General features: G+C 42.3%; 20 protein-coding genes. 9 read left to right on the top strand and 11 right to left on the bottom strand.

Features of this window, described 5'->3' with window-relative positions:
• Positions 1 to 66 precede the first annotated feature (66 nt).
• On the top strand, positions 67 to 471 hold the full coding sequence (gene arfB, locus GPM24_RS00650) for an alternative ribosome rescue aminoacyl-tRNA hydrolase ArfB (RefSeq protein ID WP_158824813.1): 405 nt from the start codon (positions 67 to 69) through the stop codon (positions 469 to 471).
• Here arfB and GPM24_RS00645 read toward each other — a convergent pair.
• The 3 genes from GPM24_RS00645 to lon all read right to left on the bottom strand — a co-directional run bounded on the left by GPM24_RS00645 (position 468) and on the right by lon (position 4,556).
• The gene (locus GPM24_RS00645; protein ID WP_158824812.1) at positions 468 to 1,421 is read right to left on the bottom strand and encodes a lipid A deacylase LpxR family protein; all 954 of its coding nucleotides are present in this window, start codon (positions 1,419 to 1,421) and stop codon (positions 468 to 470) included. The genes arfB and GPM24_RS00645 overlap by 4 nt on opposite strands.
• 73 nt (positions 1,422 to 1,494) lie before the next feature.
• Positions 1,495 to 2,028, bottom strand: coding sequence for a hypothetical protein (locus GPM24_RS00640; protein ID WP_158824811.1), 534 nt, complete (start codon positions 2,026 to 2,028; stop codon positions 1,495 to 1,497).
• 53 nt (positions 2,029 to 2,081) lie between these two features.
• Positions 2,082 to 4,556 carry an endopeptidase La gene (gene lon / locus GPM24_RS00635; protein ID WP_158824810.1) on the bottom strand — a complete coding sequence of 825 codons (2,475 nt, stop codon included), beginning with the start codon at positions 4,554 to 4,556 and terminating at the stop codon, positions 2,082 to 2,084.
• A gap of 376 nt (positions 4,557 to 4,932) precedes the next feature.
• On the opposite strand from lon, the gene GPM24_RS00630 reads away from it, so the two are divergent.
• Positions 4,933 to 5,559: a tetratricopeptide repeat protein gene (locus GPM24_RS00630; RefSeq protein WP_158824809.1), complete on the top strand. Its 627-nt coding sequence runs from the start codon at positions 4,933 to 4,935 to the stop codon at positions 5,557 to 5,559.
• 587 nt (positions 5,560 to 6,146) lie between these two features.
• Here GPM24_RS00630 and GPM24_RS00625 read toward each other — a convergent pair.
• Together GPM24_RS00625 and gpmI are read right to left on the bottom strand one after the other, a co-directional pair.
• On the bottom strand, positions 6,147 to 6,662 hold the full coding sequence (locus tag GPM24_RS00625) for a hypothetical protein (RefSeq protein WP_158824808.1): 516 nt from the start codon (positions 6,660 to 6,662) through the stop codon (positions 6,147 to 6,149).
• A 34-nt stretch (positions 6,663 to 6,696) separates the two neighbouring features.
• Positions 6,697 to 8,223, bottom strand: a complete 1,527-nt coding sequence (gene gpmI / locus GPM24_RS00620) for a 2,3-bisphosphoglycerate-independent phosphoglycerate mutase (protein WP_158826012.1) — start codon at positions 8,221 to 8,223, stop codon at positions 6,697 to 6,699.
• A gap of 299 nt (positions 8,224 to 8,522) precedes the next feature.
• On the opposite strand from gpmI, the gene nadC reads away from it, so the two are divergent.
• From nadC to GPM24_RS00600, 4 genes are read left to right on the top strand one after another with little or no spacing between them, the layout of a single operon-like run.
• On the top strand, positions 8,523 to 9,368 hold the full coding sequence (gene nadC, locus GPM24_RS00615) for a carboxylating nicotinate-nucleotide diphosphorylase (RefSeq protein ID WP_158826011.1): 846 nt from the start codon (positions 8,523 to 8,525) through the stop codon (positions 9,366 to 9,368).
• 46 nt (positions 9,369 to 9,414) lie between these two features.
• Positions 9,415 to 10,065, top strand: a complete 651-nt coding sequence (gene plsY / locus GPM24_RS00610; RefSeq protein WP_158824807.1) for a glycerol-3-phosphate 1-O-acyltransferase PlsY — start codon at positions 9,415 to 9,417, stop codon at positions 10,063 to 10,065.
• 22 nt (positions 10,066 to 10,087) lie between these two features.
• The gene (locus GPM24_RS00605) at positions 10,088 to 10,888 is read left to right on the top strand and encodes a M48 family metallopeptidase (RefSeq protein WP_158824806.1); all 801 of its coding nucleotides are present in this window, start codon (positions 10,088 to 10,090) and stop codon (positions 10,886 to 10,888) included.
• Positions 10,889 to 10,922: 34 nt separating this feature from the next.
• Complete coding sequence (locus tag GPM24_RS00600) at positions 10,923 to 11,645, top strand: YqjF family protein (protein ID WP_158824805.1); 723 nt, start codon at positions 10,923 to 10,925, stop codon at positions 11,643 to 11,645.
• Here the strand turns inward: GPM24_RS00600 and GPM24_RS00595 are convergent.
• The 4 genes from GPM24_RS00595 to GPM24_RS00580 all read right to left on the bottom strand — a co-directional run bounded on the left by GPM24_RS00595 (position 11,635) and on the right by GPM24_RS00580 (position 17,389).
• Positions 11,635 to 12,903 carry an anthranilate synthase component I family protein gene (locus GPM24_RS00595; protein ID WP_158824804.1) on the bottom strand — a complete coding sequence of 423 codons (1,269 nt, stop codon included), beginning with the start codon at positions 12,901 to 12,903 and terminating at the stop codon, positions 11,635 to 11,637. The genes GPM24_RS00600 and GPM24_RS00595 overlap by 11 nt on opposite strands.
• 158 nt (positions 12,904 to 13,061) lie before the next feature.
• On the bottom strand, positions 13,062 to 14,342 hold the full coding sequence (locus tag GPM24_RS00590; protein ID WP_158824803.1) for an adenylosuccinate synthase: 1,281 nt from the start codon (positions 14,340 to 14,342) through the stop codon (positions 13,062 to 13,064).
• Between the two features lie 214 nt (positions 14,343 to 14,556).
• Positions 14,557 to 15,024, bottom strand: coding sequence for a Fur family transcriptional regulator (locus GPM24_RS00585; RefSeq protein WP_158824802.1), 468 nt, complete (start codon positions 15,022 to 15,024; stop codon positions 14,557 to 14,559).
• A gap of 133 nt (positions 15,025 to 15,157) precedes the next feature.
• A complete protein-coding gene (locus GPM24_RS00580; protein WP_158824801.1) occupies positions 15,158 to 17,389 on the bottom strand; it encodes a RelA/SpoT family protein in 2,232 nt (743 codons plus the stop codon).
• A gap of 109 nt (positions 17,390 to 17,498) precedes the next feature.
• Between GPM24_RS00580 and GPM24_RS00575 the strand changes: the two genes are divergently transcribed.
• The 3 genes from GPM24_RS00575 to bshB1 are packed head-to-tail and all read left to right on the top strand — an operon-like array spanning position 17,499 to position 19,356.
• On the top strand, positions 17,499 to 18,110 hold the full coding sequence (locus GPM24_RS00575; RefSeq protein WP_158824800.1) for a DUF4294 domain-containing protein: 612 nt from the start codon (positions 17,499 to 17,501) through the stop codon (positions 18,108 to 18,110).
• An 8-nt stretch (positions 18,111 to 18,118) separates the two neighbouring features.
• On the top strand, positions 18,119 to 18,640 hold the full coding sequence (locus tag GPM24_RS00570; RefSeq protein ID WP_158824799.1) for a glutathione peroxidase: 522 nt from the start codon (positions 18,119 to 18,121) through the stop codon (positions 18,638 to 18,640).
• The gene (bshB1, locus tag GPM24_RS00565) at positions 18,634 to 19,356 is read left to right on the top strand and encodes a bacillithiol biosynthesis deacetylase BshB1 (protein WP_158824798.1); all 723 of its coding nucleotides are present in this window, start codon (positions 18,634 to 18,636) and stop codon (positions 19,354 to 19,356) included. The genes GPM24_RS00570 and bshB1 overlap by 7 nt, the downstream gene beginning before the upstream one ends.
• Positions 19,357 to 19,397: 41 nt before the next feature.
• Here bshB1 and GPM24_RS00560 read toward each other — a convergent pair whose 3' ends face one another.
• Both GPM24_RS00560 and lat read right to left on the bottom strand, forming a co-directional pair.
• Positions 19,398 to 19,820: a hypothetical protein gene (locus GPM24_RS00560; RefSeq protein WP_158824797.1), complete on the bottom strand. Its 423-nt coding sequence runs from the start codon at positions 19,818 to 19,820 to the stop codon at positions 19,398 to 19,400.
• Between the two features lie 185 nt (positions 19,821 to 20,005).
• On the bottom strand, positions 20,006 to 21,337 hold the full coding sequence (lat, locus tag GPM24_RS00555) for an L-lysine 6-transaminase (RefSeq protein ID WP_158824796.1): 1,332 nt from the start codon (positions 21,335 to 21,337) through the stop codon (positions 20,006 to 20,008).
• Between the last annotated feature and the right edge of the window lie 75 nt (positions 21,338 to 21,412).

Here is a 21,412-nt window from a genome sequence, read left to right as displayed (position 1 = left end):
CGGGGGACTAAGGTACGAATTATGCTATAATTTTAGATGCTGACCATTTAAACTTAGTTTTGAACAATGAACATTATCAAAGCCGATTTGCAAAAAGAAGTAACCTACAAAGCCTATCGTAGTGGCGGCAAAGGCGGGCAAAACGTTAATAAGGTTTCTACTAAAGTAGAGTTGCTGTTTGATATAGAAAAGTCGGCCTTATTTACTGCCGAACAAAAAGAGCTACTGAAAGCCAGGCTGCAAAGCCGTTTAAACAGAGACGGCTATCTGCAAGTAATCAGCGAAGAGGAGCGGAGCCAATTGTTAAACAAAGAGCGTGCAGTAGATAAAATGCACTTGCTGATTAGCAAAGCCCTTGAAGTGCGCAAAGCACGCAAGCCTACCAAAATAAGTAAGGCCGCTAAAGCGGCCCGATTAGAGAGTAAGCGCATACAATCTGTTAAAAAACAACTGCGCCGTAACGATTTCTAATTGAAGCGGTACAAGGCCGTAACAGATCCCCACTGGTGCGAATAAAACATGCTGTTGATTTGTTTGCCGCTAATTACCACCGAACCATCCAGTACCCAGCGCTTACCGGCGTAAGCTACACCAATTTGGTGCGTAAATAATGTGCGATTTGGTGTAAATGTAATCTGGTCACTATGGTTTTGAGACAAGCCGCCTTGTATAGTTGCATCATAACCTACGTAGTTAAACGTGGGTTTGTAGTAAGCAAAAAGCTCGTATGAATGCAATAAGTTATTGTTGCTGTTGCGGATGGCAGTGCTTTGTGTACTAACCGAGTTGAATAACTGATTAAAATTACCTGCACGTACTATTGCGCCAAGGCCGGCACCGTTAAAACCGGTACCCAGGTTGGCATAGCTACTACCGGTTAAATCAATCCATGATGCCCGTGCCAGCAATTTGTTGTATTGCGCCGATAGATTTAGCTGAACGCTGTTGTGTATCTGTGTATCCCAACCAGCCAAGGTGTAAAAGCCAAAAGTATCATGAATGACATTTTGTACTTCTTCGCCTAAAGCGGCCGGACCAATTACCCCAGCTTGTAAGCCAATTTTTAGATTACTTTCGTTTTTATATAACAAATTTAAGTTAGCCCCAGCATATAAATAGCCTGCAAATGGACGGTCAACCAGAGCTGGATTGGGCACATAGCCAGAGTAGGGGTTGAATATCTTTTGACCCACTTCAAAGCCAAGTACTTTGTTGGCTAGTTTGCTACTATCCAAATTTTTATTGGTTAGGCCTTGGCGGTAAAACAGATAAATGCCATTGGTATAATACCTGTCTGTACCTTGCCCTAAAAAGGAATCATTGTCACTTTGTAAGCCAATTTCGTGCGCATGGCTTTGTGCAAATGCCGGGGTAATACCCACGCTTAGCAAGGCAGCAGTAATAAGGGTTTTGAGTTTCATTTAGCGGAAATAATCTTTGCTAAAATATGAAAGCCAGCCGTTAATCCGGCTATCGGTTTAAATAAGTTTACGATTAAAAGGTGTATCCGAAGCCTACACTGCCAAAATAAGGTATAAAGTTAGATTTGTTGAAAAGCGGCGTAAGGCCTGCCCGGTAATGGAAGCCGCCGTCTTCAGGTTGGTAACGGTAGCCAAAGGTCATATTACCCAATACGCTCGAGGCATCGTCAAATGATAAAAAGCTATCTTCATTCCCTCTCAGTTTAACGAAGGTAGCGCCCAAGCCCAGCTCAAAGTACTTTCCATTTTTACCTAGCAGGTAATTGATTTGCAGTGGCACGGTTAATAAGGAGTTCTTATCAATTGATAAATAACCCACGCCGACTCGCCCACCCACGCCGTCATGCCGATTCAGAAACCGGGTATCGTAATTGAGCGACAGTAGCAGGCCTGGGCCACCCAGTTCTACAAATATATTTTGAGCGCGATTGGGTACGATGGGATCGATAATTCGTGAATATGATTGCGCTACCGCAAGCTTTATCAAAAATAAGCTTACCCACAAACTAAAAAATGCAATTTTAAAAGTTTGGGCTACCTTCATCATACTTTATTGTACATGAAGATAGCCCTTAAAAACTTAAAATCGCAAATTATATTTTATTCCCAAACGGGTTTCAAATCTTCTTTGATGGTTAAATCAAGCGCTTCGCTTACTTGCTCATTTAACAAGGCTAGGTCAATTACCTCACGCATGGTTTTTACGTAATGGAACTGTAATGATTTAATGTAGTCTTCCTTGATTTCCAGGATGTCTTTGCGGTTGTTTTCGCACAGGATGATTTCTTTAATATTGGCACGTTTTGCCGCCAGTATCTTTTCTTTGATACCACCCACAGGCAATACTCTGCCACGTAGGGTAATCTCGCCGGTCATTGCTAAATTAGGTTTAACCTTACGCTGTGTGAATGCCGATGTTAAAGCGGTAAGCATGGTGATACCTGCTGATGGACCATCCTTAGGTGTAGCTCCTGCCGGTACGTGTACGTGCACATCCCACTGGTCAAATAGCTTAGGGTTAATGTTAAAGTAACCAGCATGCGCTCGCAAGTAGGCAAGGGCTATAGTGGCCGATTCTTTCATTACATCGCCCAAATTACCGGTTAAGGTTAAGCGGCCTTTACCTGGACTTAAGCTGGCTTCAATAAACAGAATATCGCCACCAACCTGCGTCCAGGCTAAACCGGTTACTACACCGGCTACGTCGTTGCCCTCGTAAAGGTCTTTATCAAACAACGGTGCACCTAATATTTTCTCAACGTCTTTTTTGCTGACGGTTGAATTATATTCTTCCTCAAGCGCAATGCTTTTGGCCACACCGCGCACAATGGAGCCTACTTGTTTATCTAAACTACGTACGCCCGACTCGCGGGTATAGCCCTCAATCACCGATTCCATGACATCATTTTTAATGGTCACGTCTTTGGTTTTTACACCATGGGCTTCACGTTGTTTTGGCAACAGGTGCTGGCGGGCAATCTCAATTTTTTCTTCAATAGTATAACCGTTTACCTCGATGATCTCCATACGGTCAAGCAATGCCGGTTGTATGGTGCTCAAGGAGTTGGCGGTAGCGATGAACATCACGTTAGATAAATCAAAGTCGAGTTCAACATAATGGTCGTAAAAGGTGCTGTTTTGTTCAGGGTCCAACACCTCTAATAAGGCAGAAGATGGATCGCCCCGGAAATCGTTACCTACTTTATCAATCTCATCTAAAATGAACACCGGGTTGGCTGCACCGGCTTTTTTGATAGACTGGATAATACGGCCCGGCATGGCACCAATATAAGTTTTACGGTGACCACGAATTTCCGCTTCATCACGTACGCCGCCCAAGGCCATACGTACATATTTACGGCCCAATGCCTTAGCTATAGATTTACCCAGAGAGGTCTTACCAACACCCGGAGGGCCAACCAAACACAAAATAGGAGCCTTCATGTTGTGCTTCAACTTCAGCACGGCAAGATATTCGATGATACGTTGTTTTACTTTATCAAGGCCAAAGTGGTCTTTGTCCAGTACCTTCTGGGCACGTTTCAGGTCAAAGTTATCTTTGGTGAATTCGTTCCATGGCAAATCCAGCAACAATTCCAGATAATTGATTTGTACCGAGTAGTCGGCTGCGGCAGGATTAATGCGCTGCAGTTTTTCCAGTTCTTTATTAAAGTGGTCGCTTACTTCTTTGGCCCATTTCTTTTTAACAGCCCTGTTACGTAGGTTCTCAATCTCCAGGTCGGGTGAGTTACCACCTAATTCTTCCTGGATGGTTTTAAGCTGCTGGTTTAAAAAATAATCACGTTGCTGTTTATCCAAATCAGTACGCACTTTGGTTTGTATCTGATTTTTCAGTTCCAGCATTTGCAAATCGGTAGTTAGGTGTTCCAACACAATACGGGCACGGTCGCGCAGGCTAGGGGTTTCCAGCAGGCGTTGTTTGGCTATCATATCCGCATTCATGTTTGAGGATATGAAATTGATCAGGAACGATGTGCTCTCGATATTACGTATAGCTATGCCTGCCTCACTAGGGATGTTGGGCGATAGCTGAATGATGCTCATGGCCATGTCTTTGATAGACGATACCATGGCTTTAAATTCTTTATCTTCTTTAAATGCTGTTTCTTTAAATGGCTCAATAGCTGCTTTTAAATAAGGCTCGCTTTGCAGCTCTTCTTTTAGCACAAAGCGTTTTTTACCTTGTAAAATTACGGTAGTGTTGCCGTCGGGCATCTGCAGCATTTTAATAATCAATGCTGTGGTACCTACCTGGTGCAGTTGGTCAAAGGTTGGGTCCTCAACGCTTACATCCTGCTGGGCAACAACGCCAACCAGACGGTCGCCTTTGTTGGCATCGCGTATCAGTTTGATAGATTTATCGCGGCCAACCGTAATTGGTATAACTACACCCGGAAACAAAACGGTATTACGCAACGGCAATATAGGCAGTGCATCTGGTACCTGTTCATTATTCATTTCCTCTTCATCCTCTGTAGACATCAGCGGAAAAAACTCGGAATCTTCATTAATTACCGGTAAAGCACTCTTAAAATCAAACGGATCAAAACTCATTAAATACCCTTTCTATATGGTAAGTTAACGTCATGTTGTCAGCCTGTTTGGCAACAAGGCAACGATTATAACGCAAAAGTACTGTTTTATATTTTAACGGTTATTAGTTCAATACATATGCCAACGTGTATCAATGTGACAAGTTATCATTAATATAAACTTAACCTACTATAAGTTAGACCTTTAAATATGCGATAGGTTTAAACCAAAAAGTACTGGCTAAGTCTATTGTGGAAAAAAAGTCAGCTAATGTGTTGCATCAAAACCTCGTGCGGAGTTGTTAGCTAAAAAGTTTTGTATTAATATTACGCCTGATATAATAAAATTAACTGCTGATAGTTAATGTATTATTAGCGTTGTTGAACATAATAAACTGGTGATGAGGTTCTCCGTCATATTGTCTTTTTTACTTGTTTCATCTCTTGAAGGCTTGGCCCAAAATGCTTATGTGAAATTAGGCTACCAGGCAATGATGAATAAAGACTTTAAAAGTGCGGTAAGGCAACTGGAACGTGCCTGCGAGGTAGATTCCAACAGTACGCATGCCTTGTGGATGCTGGGCTATTCTTATTACCACAGTGAAAATTACAAAAAGTCGGTATCTGCATATTCACGTGTAATTGTTTTAAACCCCACCGACGAATCGGCTTATTATTTCCGTTCCAAAGCGCAAAGCAACATGGCTAAGGATGTGCAACTAAATACTTACGAAAAAGAAAAGTATTTATTGAATGCCATTAAAGATTTAACCCGCGCCCTGGTTATAAAGCCTGGCGAAGATCGTTTTTACCAAAACCGGGGCATTGCCTACCGCGATTATGCTGCTTTTAAATTAGATGCTGGTAGCCGTTCTGCATACGATAAAAATAGGGGAGTAAGTGCCTTAAAAGCTGCTATAGCGGATTTTGAGAAAGTACTGAACGGCAATCCTGGTCGCACCGATATTTCTACATTGCTTGATGTAGCCAAAGAAAAGATGGCTACAGTTTTAGGACATCATTAAGTTTGTCTTCTATCGCGACTGTTGAATTCTTAAAAATATTTTTCTACTTCTTTTAACTTATGGTTGTGCCCTGTTAGGATAGGGATGTTCTTTAACCACCGCCTGTGGATGTTACTTTTTCTTTTACCGCAAAAGAAAAAGTAACCAAAAAGAAAGCTCTCGGCCGCACCTTCTTTCTACTCTGGGTTGTACCAGTACTTAAGACAGTAGCTACCGAAAGAAGCTGAATGCCGATTCTTTTTTGTGGGCTTGTTCTGCCAGTGCTTTATGCTGTTGAATTTAAAACTTGCAAAATAGATAAAAAAGAAGCGCAAAGGCCCGCTATCGCGCCCGGGCCGGCGGCTGCCTGCGGTGTGGGGTAGGGATCGCGAGAGCTAGGCCTTTTTGGATACTTTTGTGGCTATGACAAAAGTATCTAGCCCCTGCGGCAATGAGCAGACGAAGTAAGTTAAATAGCACCAAAGAACGTTAAATTAACAGCACTAAAGTGGTATCAGTAGCAGAACCCGAGTCACTAAACAAAAACTCCGAGATTGCTTCGACGGCCACACAACTGTCTCGCAATGACGATAGCAAGAGTGAAAATCTTACTTACTAATTACCCCTTTAATCAAATACCTATTATCACCTAACAGCTTCACCTGTTGCAGCTTATCAATTAAGTATAATGAATCAGGATAATACACCAATTTCTCTGAACTTTGGTAGAGGATGTTGCTGGTGGCGTTTTGAATAGTAATTTTTTTTACAGTGTTACCCGATTGTTGGATCATTAATCGGCGGGTAAACAGTTTGGGGTCTTTAGCAGTATAAACTACCGAATCGCCTTGCCGCTGTATACTGTAGCTTTCGCGCCAGGCTGGTTTGTTGATATCGGATGCCGCAAATAAATCTAATTCGCGGCCCCAGTTGGTAATACGCAATTTGCGGGTTTGGGCCGATTCCTGGTTATGCGAAACCATTTTGGTAACCCATACCTGTTGTTTGGATAAACGAGCCGAATCAGTATGGATAAATTTTTTGAGATCAAAGTATTTCAATGCAGCGCCCGTTTCACGAATATCCGGCTTGCACGAATACAAGCCGGATAACGTGATGAGCATTGCGCTGCAAAAAGCAGTATATTTTATAGCAGGTTTATACCAGTACATCTCCGGTCATTGCCTTAGGTATTTCAACACCTAGCAAATTTAAAACAGTAGGGGCAATGTCGCCCAGTTTGCCGTCTTTTACGGCGGTTACATCTTTATCAATAACAATACAAGGCACCAGGTTGGTACTGTGTGCTGTATTCGGCGAGCCGTCTTCATTCACCATGTAATCGGCGTTACCATGGTCGGCAATAATGATGAATGAGTAGCCATTTTGTACACCGGTTTCAACCAGTGTTTGCACGCAGCTATCTACTGTTTCGGCAGCTTTTACTACCGCTTCAAATACGCCGGTGTGGCCTACCATATCGGTGTTGGCAAAGTTAAGGCAGATGAAATCGGCCCAGCCGCTTTGCAGTTCCGGTAAAATAGCATCCCGGATACCTTCGGCACTCATTTCGGGCTGTAAATCATATGTAGCCACTTTAGGCGACGGAATCATGATGCGTTTTTCGTTATCAAATTCCTTTTCACGGCCGCCCGAGAAAAAGAAAGTAACATGCGGATACTTTTCTGTTTCGGCAATGCGGATTTGGTTTTTACCGGCATCCTGCAAAATTTCGCCCAAGGTTTGGGTTAAATCTTCTTTATTAAATATCACCTGCACATTTTTAAACGTCTCGTCATAAGGCGTCATGGTGATGTAGCGCAGGTTAAGCGGGTGCATGTTTTGCTCAGGAAAAGCCTTTTGCGTTAATGCTGTGCTAATTTCGCGGCCACGATCAGTACGGAAGTTGATGCAGATAACCACATCATCTTCTTTAATGGTAGCAATAGGCTGGCCATTAACGTCTGTGCGTACAATTGGCAATACAAATTCGTCAGTAACACCTTCGGCGTACGATTCTTTGATGGCCTCAATCATATTCATGGCCGGTTTGCCTTCGCCGTTTACCAGCAGGTCATAAGCCAGTTTTACACGCTCCCAACGGTTGTCGCGGTCCATCGCGTAATAACGACCAATAGCCGAAGCCAATTTAACCGGCATTTGGCTGATGTATAGTTCCAGGTCGGTAATGTAAACAATACCCGAGTTCGGATCAGTGTCGCGGCCATCTAAAAAAGCATGTATAAATACATTTTCCAGGTTGTATTCCATGGCAGCATCGCACAAACCTTTCAGGTGATTAATGTGTGAATGGACACCGCCATCAGACACCAAACCAATAAAATGCACATTTTTATTATTGGCTTTAGCATATTCAAAAGCATCTTTCAGTACCGGATTGCTGGGCAATTCGTGGTCATCAACGGCTTTATGGATGCGGCCAAGCTCTTGATAAACAATACGGCCGGCGCCCAGGTTCATGTGCCCAACTTCTGAATTGCCCATTTGCCCTTCAGGTAAACCCACGGCAGTACCGGAAGCTACCAGTTTAGAATTAGGATACTTTTCGAGCATCGAATCAAAAAATGGCGTATTAGCCGAATAGATGGCATTCGAACTATCATGGCGGCCGTAACCCCAGCCGTCCAGTATGAATAAAGCTACTTTTTTATTTTGTTCCACAATGCAAATATAGTTTTTCTGTTGATTGGATGAGTGGTTGAATGGTTGGATAGTTGTTTTCGGCTTTAATTATGGCTTGAGATAAACTATAGTATACTCAAACATTAGATGTCAAGATCGAATTGTCCTTAACTCATAACTCATAACTCATAACTCATAACTCATAACTCATAACTCATAACTCATAACTCATAACTCATAACTCATAACTCACAACTAATCAACCGTCACACAGATGTTATTTATCAAAAACTAAATAATCGCTAATTGTTTTTACTTTTGAACCGCTAAAAAGAAATATGTTGGATACAGAACTTGTACATCAATTTATAAAAGATACTTTGGCAGAGGACGTAGGCGATGGCGACCATACCTCCTTAGCCACTATACCCCAAGGCACAACCGGTAAAGCTCGATTGTTGGTGAAAGATACCGGCATACTGGCTGGGGTTGAACTGGCTGTTGAGATTTTTAAAATCATCGATCCTCTGTTAAAGCTGGACATCTTTTTGCAGGATGGTGCCAGTGTAAAGCCTCAGGACGTTGCTTTTGAAGTAGAAGGCAGTACGCATAGTATACTAAAAGCCGAGCGTTTGGTGCTAAACTGCATGCAGCGTATGTCGGGCATTGCCACACGCACGCACAGTATTGTAGAGATGCTGGAAGGTACCGGCACGCGCGTACTAGACACACGTAAAACTACACCGGGGTTCCGCTACTTTGAAAAATGGGCTGTGAAAATTGGTGGCGGCGTTAACCATCGCTTTGGTTTATATGATATGATTTTAATTAAGGATAATCATGTAGACTACTCAGGCGGCATCAAACAAGCTATTCAAAACACCCAGGCTTACTTGCAAGCAAACAACAAGCAATTAAAGGTTGAAATAGAGGTACGCAATTTTGACGAATTACAAGAAGCCATGGAAACCGGTGGTATCGATCGTATCATGCTCGATAATTTTAGTGTACCCGATTTGAAAAAAGCAATTGAAATGATTGGTGGTAAATTCGCTACCGAAGCATCTGGCGGTATTACAGCCGATACCATTAGGGCTTATGCCGAAACGGGGGTGGATTATATATCGGTTGGAGCGCTTACACATTCAGTAAAAAGTTTGGATTTGAGCTTAAAAGCGGTTAAGTAATCAAAACAAATCAATTACCATAACCATTTAGTATTATTGTGCTGAAATGATTTCAATCTACTCTGTTCTTGTTCTGATATTGGCTTACTTATTTGGCTCTATTCCAACTGCAGTTTGGATTGGACAGGCCTTTTACGGAATAGATGTTCGTGAATATGGCAGTGGTAACGCCGGCGCTACCAACACCTTTAGGGTATTAGGCAAAAAAGCAGGTATACCCGTAATGCTGATTGATATTTTAAAAGGCTGGACGGCCACTAACCTGGCTTACCTGATAGGGGTTTCTACAACTGGTAACCATCACTCGGCTGCGTTCATTAATTATGAACTGGCTTTGGGCGTTACTGCCGTAATGGGGCATTTGTTTCCGGTATTTGCAGGTTTTAGGGGCGGTAAAGGTATAGCTAGTTTGTTTGGAATGGTTTTGGCTGTAAACTTGCAGGCAGCATTGCTTTGTGTGCTGGTGTTTGTAGTTGTTTTATTGATAACCAGATATGTGTCGCTAAGTTCTATTGTCGCCGGTTTTATGTATCCAATCGGCGTAACGTTTATATTTCCGGTATATATTAAATCGGTAATTATATACGGAATGTGTATTTGTGTGCTGATACTGGTAACGCATCAAAAAAACATTGAGCGGTTGTTAAAAGGCAAAGAATCAAAAGTGAACTTGTTTAAAAGTAAGGCTGCTGCTTAAATATTTACACAACCTATTATTTATGAAAGCATCAAAACTATTACTGGCTCTAGTAGCCGCATTTGTATTTTTTTCGTGTAACACTGTACCGTTAACTGGTCGTAAGCAATTTTTAGCGGTTAGCGATGCACAAGTAAACCAGTCGGCTGCACAAAGCTACCGGCAGTTATTAACAGATCCTAAAACCACAGTTATAGCCAATACTACTGATGCCGCACGGGTAAAGCGTGTAGGTAATCAACTGGCGGCTGCTATACAGCGTTATTTAAGCCAAAATGGTTATGGCGATCAGTACAACTTCCAGTGGGAATTTAACCTGATACAGAGTAAAGAAGTAAACGCTTGGTGTATGCCAGGTGGTAAAGTGGCAGTATACAGTGGTATTTTGCCTATTACAAAAGATGACGCTGGCCTAGCTACGGTAATGGGGCACGAAATTGGCCACGCTATTGCCCGTCACTCAGCAGAACGTATTTCACAAGAATATGTAGCCCAAGGCTTAGGCACAGCCGTTGGTGTAGCCGCTAACAATGCTACATCGCCACTGGTTAAACTGACTAGTCAGCTTTACGGTACTGGCAGCCAATTGGCGCTATTGCATTATGGCCGTAGTCAGGAATCGGAGGCCGACCGTTTAGGATTAACTTTTATGGCAATGGCAGGTTATGACCCGCATGCCGCAGTATCTTTTTGGCAGCGCATGGCGGCGCAAAGCAATGGTCAGTCTCAACCCGAATTTTTGAGTACTCACCCGTCTGACGAACGACGCATTGCCGATATACAGGCACGTTTGCCCGAGGCTATGAAGTTTTACAAAAGATAACTAAATTTCCCGCCCTTAAAAGCGGGATTTTTTTATGGCAAAAATTAAGTTTCTGGAAGCCAAATGGCACGACCTCATTATGCTTAACTATGAGGTTGACCCTGAGATACTAAAGCCTTACCTGCCAGCGGCAACCGAGCTTGACTTATGGCAAGGCAAAGCGCTGGTAAGCATGGTTGGCTTTATGTTCTTGGATACGCGGGTGCTAGGCGTTCGCTGGCCATGGCATGCTGACTTTGAAGAGGTAAACCTGCGCTTTTATGTAAAACATTTTGACGGCAAGGAGTGGAAGCGGGGAGCTGTGTTTATTAGCGAACTTGTGCCTAAGTTTATTATTCCAATCATTGCCAACAATTTGTACAACGAGCATTATAAAGCATTACCTATGCGGCATTCTGTGGTGCCCGATGCAAATGGGCATACCCAATATTTGTATGAATGGAAATTAAACGGCCAGTGGAACAAATTAGGCGCTACCATTAGCAATGAGTTTGTGGATATTGACCCAGCCAGCCCCGAGGAGTTTATATTTGAACATTACTGGGGATATAATCAGATTAACGCCAACACCACTTTAGAATACGCAGTAGAACATATAGCCTGGCAGGTATCGCCCGTAATAGGTTCTGTGTTTGAGGCAGACGTGGCAAGCTTGTATGGTAAGCAGTTTGAGCCCTTTCTAAAGCAACCATACTCGGCTTTTTTTGCCAAAGGATCTGACGTGGTGGTTAGGGTGGCACGAAAGTTTAAAGCGTAGCACCCAATACTTGTAAAATAGCCTTGGCTTTTAACAAACATTCCTGGTACTCTTGCTCGGCAACAGCATCATGGGTTATGGCGCTGCCTACCTGAAATGATAGGTATTTATCAGATGCGTTGTAGAATATGCTGCGTATAACTACATTAAAATCGAAGTCGTTAGTTGGGCTAAAATAACCAATCGCACCTGAGTAAACACCACGGCGGCTACGCTCATAATGTTCCATCAGCTGCATGGCGCGTAGCTTAGGGGCGCCCGTCATGCTACCCATGGGGAAGGTATTTTTGATAGCGCTAACGGCATCTATCTCTTCATCCAGCTGGCAGGTTACGGTCGATATCATTTGATGTACTTGCTTAAAGCTGTAAATGCCAAACAGCTCATCGGTTTGTACGGTACCTGGTTTGGCCGATTTCGTTAAATCGTTACGTACCAAATCTACAATCATCACATTTTCCTGCTGTTCTTTGGTGTTGTACCGAAGTTGGTGTTTGATGGTTTCGTCTTCCTCTGGCGTATGTCCGCGTTTTGCTGTGCCTTTTATAGGCTGTGATATAAGCTGATTACCACGTTTGGCCAAAAAGCGCTCGGGTGAGGCACATAAAATGTATTGATTGTAGTGTTTAAAAAAACAGGAGAAAGGGTTGGGTGATACTTGGTTCAGCGCAGAAAATATTTGTACCGGGTTAATGTCTGCATCCTCAGCAAAAAACTCCTGGCAAAAGTTTGTTACATAGATATCGCCGCGAAGGATGTGTTGCTTAATTTGCTCAAACGTTTCTATATAATCTGTCTGCTTAAAACAGGAATGTAATCGGATATTTTGAACGGTTGATGAGCTAACAGGCGGTTGTTGTTCAATATAGCTACGTACTTCATCGGCCTGCTCAGAAATGATTTCTACTTGCTGACCTTTAATTACAATAAGGTGAAGCGGTGCAAAAAAATATAAGTCTGGAAAATGCAGGTGGTCGGCATTGGTTGACCATAACTGTTCAACTTCGTTTTTTAAGTCATATCCCAAAAAGCCTGTAATCCAACCCGGATTACGTTGCCTGAATTTATGCAGGAGTGAAAATGCATCACCCGCATTTGCTGTTACTTCATCCCTGACACCAACGGCAATCAACGCGTCAAATTGCGAGTATTTATCCTTAAAATGATTCGAATCCAAGCAACAGGCCACTTCAAACGTAGCGGCCCATTGCAGGGCTTGCTGTTTAAATTGGGCAGTATCCTGTATCTCAAAAATCATGGGGTAAAAATAGTGCTTTAAAGCAAAAGGCCGGATGTTTCCGGCCTTTTGTAGATTTATATCATGTTGTCATTACGAGGCGTGATAACGCTGTGGTAATCTCGTTGTGTTATTTATAAGCAACGGGATTGCCACGCTAACACTTGCCATGACAAAGATTATTGATGTAACGTTAAAGTCTGCTTTCTGTCCGGACCAACTGACAGGTATTTTACCGGTACACCAATTTCCTGCTCCAGGTAATCAATGTATGATTGCAACTTGGCCGGTATTTGTGATATTTCGGTAATGCCAGTTAAATCTTCATGCCAGCCTTCAATCTCTTTTAATACCGGTTCTGGTTTTACCGTGCAGATGTCATATGGCATATAATCGATAGTTTCGCCTTGATAGTTGTAATGTGTACAAACATAAATTTTGTCGAAACCACTTAAAACATCGGCTTTGGTCATTACCAATTGGGTAACACCGTTCAGCATAATAGCATATTTCAGTGCAGGCAAATCAACCCAGCCGGTACGGCGTGGGCGACCGGTAGTAGCACCAAACTCATGGCCTAACTGGCGTAGTTCTTCGCCTAACTCGTTGTCCAGCTCGGTAGGGAAGGGGCCACCACCTACACGGGTACAGTATGCTTTGAAAATACCAATCACCTCGCCAATTTCACGTGGCGCAATACCTAAACCGGTACAGGCACCAGCAGTTGTAGTGTTAGATGAAGTAACAAACGGGTATGAACCAAAATCAATATCCAGCATAGCGCCTTGTGCGCCTTCGGCCAGTACCTTTTTACCTTGTTTCAGGTAATCGTTCACCAAATGCTCAGAGTCAACCAGTTGAAATTGTTTGATTAGCTCAATAGCTTCAAAAAACGCCTGCTCGCGTTCGCTAAAATCTACTACTTCTCCGTAAAGAGCTTGCAGCATGGAAGTATGTTTGCCAACCAGTTTTTCGTAACGCTCTTTAAAATCAGGCAGCGTAATATCGCCTATACGCAAACCATTACGGCCTGTTTTGTCCATGTAAGTAGGGCCAATGCCTTTTAAAGTAGAACCAATTTTACCTTCGCCCATTTTTTTCTCATTGGCAGCATCCAGCAGTTGGTGAGTAGGTAAAATAAGGTGTGCTTTTTTGGCAATCATCAGGTTGCCTTTAGCCAATAAATCATGACCGGCATCTTTCAGCTTGTCCAGTTCCTTTTTCAGGGTAATAGGGTCAATTACTACACCATTGCCAATCAGGTTCATGGTGTTTTCAAAGAAAATACCGGATGGGATAGTGTTCAGTACGAATTTTTTACCGTCAAACTCTAAAGTGTGTCCGGCATTCGGACCGCCCTGAAAGCGGGCAATTAAATCATAACCAGCGCTTAGTACGTCAACAATTTTTCCTTTGCCTTCGTCGCCCCACTGGAGGCCTAATAAAACATCAACAGCCATGTATATAAATTTTTACGTCATTGCCAGGAACGAAGCAATTCCTGCGGAGACTTGAGTACGTCAAGGCAAAGTTCAGAGATTGCTTCGTTCCTCGCAATGACGGTGTTAGGATTAAATTTTTAAGCTGCAAAAGTATAATTATAAAATAAACAATCCTTATCTATTCCAAAGTTTCTGCTTTTGAAATAGATAAGGATTTACAACTTAGCAATGCTTATATCTTTCTGTCGCAATGCCCTTCTCTTAATTTGGTGCAATTGCCATATAAATTGAGCGAATGGTGTTTGATATCGAACTTTAACAAATCACCCATCATACTTTGAATCTGCTGAATGCGCGGATCACAAAACTCTACCACCTTGCCGCAATCAATACAAATAATATGATCGTGCTGTTTGTAGCCGTATGATTTTTCGAACTGGGCCATGTTTTTGCCAAACTGGTGCTTGGTTACCAAATCGCACGATACTAGCAATTCGAGGGTGTTGTAAACTGTAGCCCGGCTTACCCGGTACTTTTTGTTTTTCATGTGGATATACAATGATTCCACATCAAAGTGATCGCTACGCGAGTATATTTCCTCGAGAATCGCAAAACGCTCAGGAGTTTTTCTTAGACTTTTATTTTCGAGATACGCCTCGAAAATTTTTTTAACCATATCAATGGTTTCTTGTTGAGGCATAGTACAATACTTAAAGCATCAAAGTTAGTAATTATCGCCATAATAAAGAAGCAACAGTCAAGAGCCACGAGCCAAGATGATGCTTATATGATATTAATATCTTGTTTCTTGGCTCTTGGTTCTAGTATCTATATCACGATGCCTTTTCAAATGCGGCCGAGGCGGAGTCAAAGCGGGTTACGGAAGTGATGCCTTTTACCTGTTTCAGCCTTTTAATGAGGTTATCCAGGTGTTCGGTGTCGTTCACATAAACCATAATGGTTCCTTCAAAAATACCATTGTCGCTATCTACGGTGATGGAGCGCATATTTACTTTAAAGTCGTTGGATATAACAGTGGTTAGCTTATTAATTAAACCCACATCATCAATACCCTTAATGCGCAAGCCGGTTAAAAAGGCTAGTTCATGCTGGGTAGTCCAGCGGGCTTTCACAATGCGGTAACCATAGTTAGCCATTAGCTTGGCAGCGTTAGGGCAGTTGGTACGGTGTATCTTGATACCCTCGCTCACGGTGATAAACCCAAACACATCATCACCCGGAATAGGGTTACAGCACGAAGCCAGCTTGTAGTCTATCTTTTGCATATCCTCGCCAATCAGCAAAATATCGCTGTCTTTGGCTTTGATGTTGCGCAGCAGGCTTTGTACTTGTTCTTGCTCAATCTTATCCTGCGGCTTGTTTTCAACAACTTTTTCGGAAGCCTGGTATTCTTTCAGGTCTTTCAGGTCGAGGATGCCCTTGGCTACATTGTAGAACAGATCCTGCGAAGTAGGCAGCCTGAAGTACAAAGTCAGTTTCTGAATATTATCAGAGTTGTAAGTAATCTTCAGAGATTTTAGCTTGCGCTCGAGAATCTCCTTACCATCCTCGGCAATGCGGCGTTTCTCTTCTTTTAAGGAAGATTTAATTTTGGCTTTGGCCTTAGCCGTTACTACGAAGTTAAGCCAGTCTTCCTTAGGCGTTTGCTTGCTCGAGGTAATGATCTCTACCTGATCGCCGTTTTGCAGGTTATAGCTTAGCGGCACCAATTTATGGTTTACCTTGGCTCCAATACAGGTAGCACCAACATCAGAGTGAATTTCGAAGGCGAAATCGAGCGCCGTAGCATTTGATGGCAGCTGGATTAATGCACCTTTGGGCGTAAAAATGAAAATCTCATCCGAGAAAAGGTTCATCTTAAAATCGTCCAAGAAGTCGAGCGCATTGCTGTCAGGGTTACGAAGCAGTTCACGTACCTTATGTATCCACTGGTCTAAACCGCTGTCGCTTGATGACTCTTTGTATTTCCAGTGTGCGGCAAAACCTTTCTCGGCAATCTCATTCATTCGCTTGGTACGGATCTGCACTTCCACCCATTGTCCACGCGGACCCATCACAGTAGTGTGCAATGACTCGTAGCCATTAGCCTTCGGCGATGAAATCCAATCGCGCAAACGGTCGGGATTGGGCCGGTATAGGTCGGTTACGATAGAATAAGCTTTCCAGCAATCCGATTTTTCAGTCTCGGGCGTACTGTCCAGTATAATACGTATTGCAAATAAATCATACACCTCTTCAAAAGGAATAGCCTTTTTCTTCATCTTGTTCCAGATGGAGTGTATAGATTTAGGTCGCCCAAATAAATCGGAATGCAATCCTTGTCCTTCCAGGGTTTTTTTCACAGGTTGAATGAAGTCGGCAATAAACTTTTCTCGTTCTGCTTTCTTCTCATTCAGCTTCTTTTTAATAAACTGGTAAGTTTCGCGTTCCATGTACTTCATGGATAAATCTTCCAGTTCTGACTTTATGGCATACAACCCCAGCCGGTGGGCAAGCGGCGCATACAAGTACACTGTTTCGGATGATAGCTTTAGCTGCTTATCACGCGGCATGAACTCCATGGTGCGCATGTTATGCAGGCGGTCGGCCAGTTTAATCAATATCACTCGCACATCGTCTGCCAGCGTAAGCAGCATTTTGCGAAAATTCTCGGCTTGCAGCGAGCTGTTGGTATCAAAAACGCCTGATATTTTAGTAAGGCCGTCAATAATTTTAGCTACCTTTTTACCAAACTCTCTTTCAATATCCTCCAGAGTAACATCAGTATCTTCAACCACATCATGCAACAGGGCGCACACTATAGAAGTGGTGCCTAAACCAATTTCTTCGGCGGCAATTTGCGCTACCGCGATAGGATGGTATATGTAAGGCTCGCCCGATTTACGGCGCATGTCTTTATGGCTTTCAACGGCTATTTCGAAGGCCTTTCTAATCATGCGTTTATCGCCTTTTTGCAAGGTTGATTTGGATGCGCGCAGCAAAGCCCGGTACCTTTTCAGTATCTCGTTTTTTTCTGCTTCCAGATCAATCACTAAATCTTTCATTTATAAGTATTTGTTAACAAATTATCATAATCCTACAACAAATGATTTTTCTTGTGGGTTATATTAAAAACACCAAAAAATAGCGTTAATTTTGTGTTACAGTAAATATATGAAAATTTATACGCTTTTGCTATTCCTTTGCTGTATTGCGGGGCACGCTGTTTGCCAGAGCAAGTTGCCTCATCCAAAGATGGGCAAAAATGATACCATTAAAACATACTTGACAGATTACGAGGGGGAATTGATTCCGTGGATTGTAGGGCAGGATGTGAAGATAGTAGATACCCGCATTTTTGCCAGTGAAGACGACCGCCGGAATTACAACCGTTTAAAATATAACGTGTATAAAGTAATACCTTACGCACGTATGGCCGGTGATAAATACCGCCAGTTGCAGCGTAACCTGGCTACCACATCTGACAAAGACAAGCAAAAGGAAATGATTAAGGCTTGCGAAAAGGATGTAAAAGAATTATTTAATCGTGAAGTTAAAAACCTGACCATCACACAAGGCGAAATATTGATTAAATTGATTGACCGTGAAACCGGAACCACCAGCTATGAATTGGCTAAACAATTAAAAGGTGGTTTTCATGCTTTTATGTTTCAATCTGTAGCTCGTATATTTGGCCACAATTTGAAGGAGACATATGACCCGGACCAGGAACGTGATATCGAGGCGATATTACAGCAGGCCGGTTATTATGCGAACAGATATTAGTGTATTACATGGACGAAAACAGTATTTACCGTTTTAACGTGCAAAAGTTAAACGGTGAAGAAATTAACTTAAGCAATTACCGGGATAAAGTTCTGCTAATTGTTAACACCGCTTCGCAATGCGGATTTACCCCACAGCTAAAGCAGCTGGAAGAGTTGAGGAACGAATTTGAAGGGCAGGACTTTGAGATACTTGCTTTCCCATCAAACGATTTTGGTAAACAGGAGCCTTTAGATGGATCATCTATTGGCAAGTTTTGTAAAATCAACTTCGGTGCTCATTTCCCGGTTTTTAGTAAGGTAAAAGTAAAAGGAGAGGGTGCACACCCGTTATTCAAATTTTTAGGAAGTAAAAAAGAGAATGGCAAAGTGCAATCGGCTCCGTTATGGAACTTTCATAAATACTTGGTTAACCGTAACGGCGAGGTGATCGATTTCTTTTATCCGTTTACCAAGCCAACTGCCGGTCGTTTAAAAAGACGCATTGCCCAGTTGCTGGCCGAGCCTTTAATTCAAACCCAAACATGTTAAAACTTGACATTTTAGTTTTGGCAGTACACCCTGATGACGCCGAACTGGGGTGTGCCGGAACATTATTAAAGCACAATGCCATGGGTAAAAAAACAGGCATTGTTGATTTAACTCGCGGTGAATTAGGCACACGTGGTACACCCGAAATAAGGGCGCAGGAAGCACAAAAAGCTGGCGAAATACTCGGACTGGCGGTAAGAGATAACCTGGGTATACCCGACGGCTTTTTTCAAAACACGCCCGAGTACCAGATGAAGGTAATTGAGGTGATACGGCGTTACCAGCCCGAAATCGTAATCACCAATGCCTACTATGACCGTCACCCCGATCATGGCCGGTCAAGCGAACTGGTAGAGGCTTCGTGCTTTTTAGCTGGTTTGCGTAAAATCGAGACTTTTAATAATGGTAAACTGCAGGAAGCCTGGCGACCTAAGCAACTACTGCATTTTATTCAGGATACTTACATTAAGCCCGATTTGGTAGTAGATATCACCGAATTTATGGATACGAAGATTGAGAGCATCAAAGCTTACGGTTCTCAGTTTTATAATCCGGAATGGAAAGATGAACCTGCCACTTATATTTCAAACCCCGATTTTATTTTAGGTATTGAAGCACGTAACCGGGAGTTTGGCAAACCCATACAAGCCAAGTATGCCGAAGGATTTTTATCGCGAAAAGCTTTAGGCGTAAATAGCCTATTTGATTTGATATAAAGTACAATAAACATAAAACCCTGACTTTCAGGGTTTTATGTTTAAGTTTTTACATATTCGTAACGGTTATTTTCATGACTGCGCTCTCTGCGTAGCTTGTTATCGTTAGAAAGTTTTAGTAAGATACCCGACAATTCTGAAGTCTTGAACTCGGAACCATACTCGTCTTTGCAGTAGCTGGCTATGTCGGCTATAGAATGTGGTTCGTCAAAATAGTTGGTATTAAGTAGCTGATTTAAAACTTTAGTAGCGCCGGGTTTTCTTGCCCCTTGATCTGCATCGCGATGGTTTTGTAATCCGCGGGTTCTTTTGCTTATAGTATCATCACCGTCTTTGTCACCATCTAAAATAGTGTCCAGTAACCTGTCGATAATCTTTACTTGTACCGCCTCGGATTGAAACACATTAATGACATCAGAAAGTTCGAGAAGCTGTTTTTTCAATTTCTCAGTTTGTTTACTCATTTTATTTAGTAGAATTTTGCTTTTAAATTTAATCAATCAGCAATTATTACGCCGCATATTAACGTTTAAGTAATATGTTGTAATAAAACATCAATATTATATAACATTAGTTAAGCAAGTATAGTATCTTCTAACTAAAAAAAGACTTTTTTATCGAAAAATAATTTCTGATATATTATTGTAAGCTATATAGTTTGTAATATTTTTTTCATAATACTTATTCCCTCATCTATATGTTTAGCCTGCATAGTTAATGCTGGCCTAAAACGAATAGTTTTTTGTGCACATCCTAAAAACATGGTATTGTGTGCTAACCCTTTGTTGATAAATGCATCACGAATTGCTTTGTCAGGAAAGTCAAACGCGGTTAATAACCCTTTGCCTCGTATGTTGCAAATGATAGGGTGCTCTGCTGCTAGCTTCAACAGTTCGCTTTGGAGATACTGTCCTGTACGGGCAGCATGATTGCACAAATCTTCTTGCTCAATTACCTCCAGTATTTTGGTGATGCGTACCATATCTACCAAGCTGCCACCCCAAGTGGAGTTGATGCGTGATGACACGTTGAATACATTTTGCTCGTTTTCATCTACTCGTTTGCTAGCCAGTATACCGCATACCTGCATCTTTTTTCCAAAAGCAACAATGTCGGGCTGTGCCTTTTCGCCAAAATGTTCATAACACCAAAATTTACCGCTCAGGCTCACGCCGGTTTGTACTTCGTCGTAAATTAGCATAGCTTCATTCTCATCAGCCAGCAGGCGTAGCTGTTCCATAAATTCGGTGCGTACATGGTTGTCGCCACCCTCGGCTTGTACAGGTTCGATGATAATGGCGCAGATGTCGTCTTTATTATCAACAAAAGCTTGTTTAATTTGAGTAATTGATTCGGCTTCCCGGCGTAACAGGTCATCCATGTTTTCATCCGTTAACGGAAACCGGACGGAGGGATGTGATACGCGCGGCCAGTCAAATTTGGCAAACCATTTAGTTTTAACAGGCAAGGTATTGGTTAGGCTTAACGTGTAGCCTAGTCGGCCATGAAAAGCATGCTCAAAATGTAATACCTTAAAACCTTTTTCGTACGTGTAGCCCTTAGCAAAATTTTTCTGCACCTTCCAGTCCATAGCGGTTTTGAGGGCATTTTCAATGGCCGGTCCGCCGCCAGCTACAAAAAATGCATGTGGTAAATAATGCGGAATGCCTACGCGACTAAAGGTTTGCACAAAGCGAGCGTATTGGGTAGTGTATATATCTGAATTGGATGGATTGGTTAATGCGGCCAGCAGCAAATCTTTCTTGAAATCTTCATCTTCCAACAGAGCAGGGTGATTATAGCCCAGCGGAACAGACGCAAAGCAGGTGAAAAAATCAAGCAGTGTGCGATTATGTTTGGAATCATAGATGTACACACCTTTGCTTTTTTCCATATCAAACGTCAGGTCAAAGCCATCGGCAATCAAATGTTTTTGCAATACAGATTGCACGTTCTCCGGTTTGATCGGCAAAGTATTCATAGGTTTTAAATTTGGTTAAATATATAAAAAGGCTCAATTCGCAACCGAAAAGGCGTTTTATAAAATGATGAAGTT

The sequence above is a fragment of the Mucilaginibacter lacusdianchii genome (assembly GCF_009770985.1).
GTDB classification, from domain to species: domain Bacteria; phylum Bacteroidota; class Bacteroidia; order Sphingobacteriales; family Sphingobacteriaceae; genus Mucilaginibacter; species Mucilaginibacter lacusdianchii.
The sequence above is the reverse complement of the archived record's forward strand: the minus strand, read 5'-3'. Positions and strand labels throughout refer to the sequence as shown.

What these genes read in the sequence shown, in the direction of transcription:
- GPM24_RS00580 (WP_158824801.1), bottom strand. Translation starts at nt 17,389, where the DNA reads ATGAAAGATTTAGTGATTGATCTGGAAGCAGAAAAAAACGAGATACTG.
- lat (WP_158824796.1), bottom strand. Translation starts at nt 21,337, where the DNA reads ATGAATACTTTGCCGATCAAACCGGAGAACGTGCAATCTGTATTGCAA.
- GPM24_RS00595 (WP_158824804.1), bottom strand. Translation starts at nt 12,903, where the DNA reads ATGATTTTTGAGATACAGGATACTGCCCAATTTAAACAGCAAGCCCTG.
- GPM24_RS00560 (WP_158824797.1), bottom strand. Translation starts at nt 19,820, where the DNA reads ATGAGTAAACAAACTGAGAAATTGAAAAAACAGCTTCTCGAACTTTCT.
- GPM24_RS00640 (WP_158824811.1), bottom strand. Translation starts at nt 2,028, where the DNA reads ATGATGAAGGTAGCCCAAACTTTTAAAATTGCATTTTTTAGTTTGTGG.
- GPM24_RS00605 (WP_158824806.1), top strand. Translation starts at nt 10,088, where the DNA reads ATGAAAGCATCAAAACTATTACTGGCTCTAGTAGCCGCATTTGTATTT.
- GPM24_RS00570 (WP_158824799.1), top strand. Translation starts at nt 18,119, where the DNA reads ATGGACGAAAACAGTATTTACCGTTTTAACGTGCAAAAGTTAAACGGT.
- GPM24_RS00600 (WP_158824805.1), top strand. Translation starts at nt 10,923, where the DNA reads ATGGCAAAAATTAAGTTTCTGGAAGCCAAATGGCACGACCTCATTATG.
- plsY (WP_158824807.1), top strand. Translation starts at nt 9,415, where the DNA reads ATGATTTCAATCTACTCTGTTCTTGTTCTGATATTGGCTTACTTATTT.
- GPM24_RS00625 (WP_158824808.1), bottom strand. Translation starts at nt 6,662, where the DNA reads ATGCTCATCACGTTATCCGGCTTGTATTCGTGCAAGCCGGATATTCGT.
- GPM24_RS00585 (WP_158824802.1), bottom strand. Translation starts at nt 15,024, where the DNA reads ATGCCTCAACAAGAAACCATTGATATGGTTAAAAAAATTTTCGAGGCG.
- bshB1 (WP_158824798.1), top strand. Translation starts at nt 18,634, where the DNA reads ATGTTAAAACTTGACATTTTAGTTTTGGCAGTACACCCTGATGACGCC.
- arfB (WP_158824813.1), top strand. Translation starts at nt 67, where the DNA reads ATGAACATTATCAAAGCCGATTTGCAAAAAGAAGTAACCTACAAAGCC.
- GPM24_RS00575 (WP_158824800.1), top strand. Translation starts at nt 17,499, where the DNA reads ATGAAAATTTATACGCTTTTGCTATTCCTTTGCTGTATTGCGGGGCAC.
- GPM24_RS00590 (WP_158824803.1), bottom strand. Translation starts at nt 14,342, where the DNA reads ATGGCTGTTGATGTTTTATTAGGCCTCCAGTGGGGCGACGAAGGCAAA.
- lon (WP_158824810.1), bottom strand. Translation starts at nt 4,556, where the DNA reads ATGAGTTTTGATCCGTTTGATTTTAAGAGTGCTTTACCGGTAATTAAT.
- GPM24_RS00645 (WP_158824812.1), bottom strand. Translation starts at nt 1,421, where the DNA reads ATGAAACTCAAAACCCTTATTACTGCTGCCTTGCTAAGCGTGGGTATT.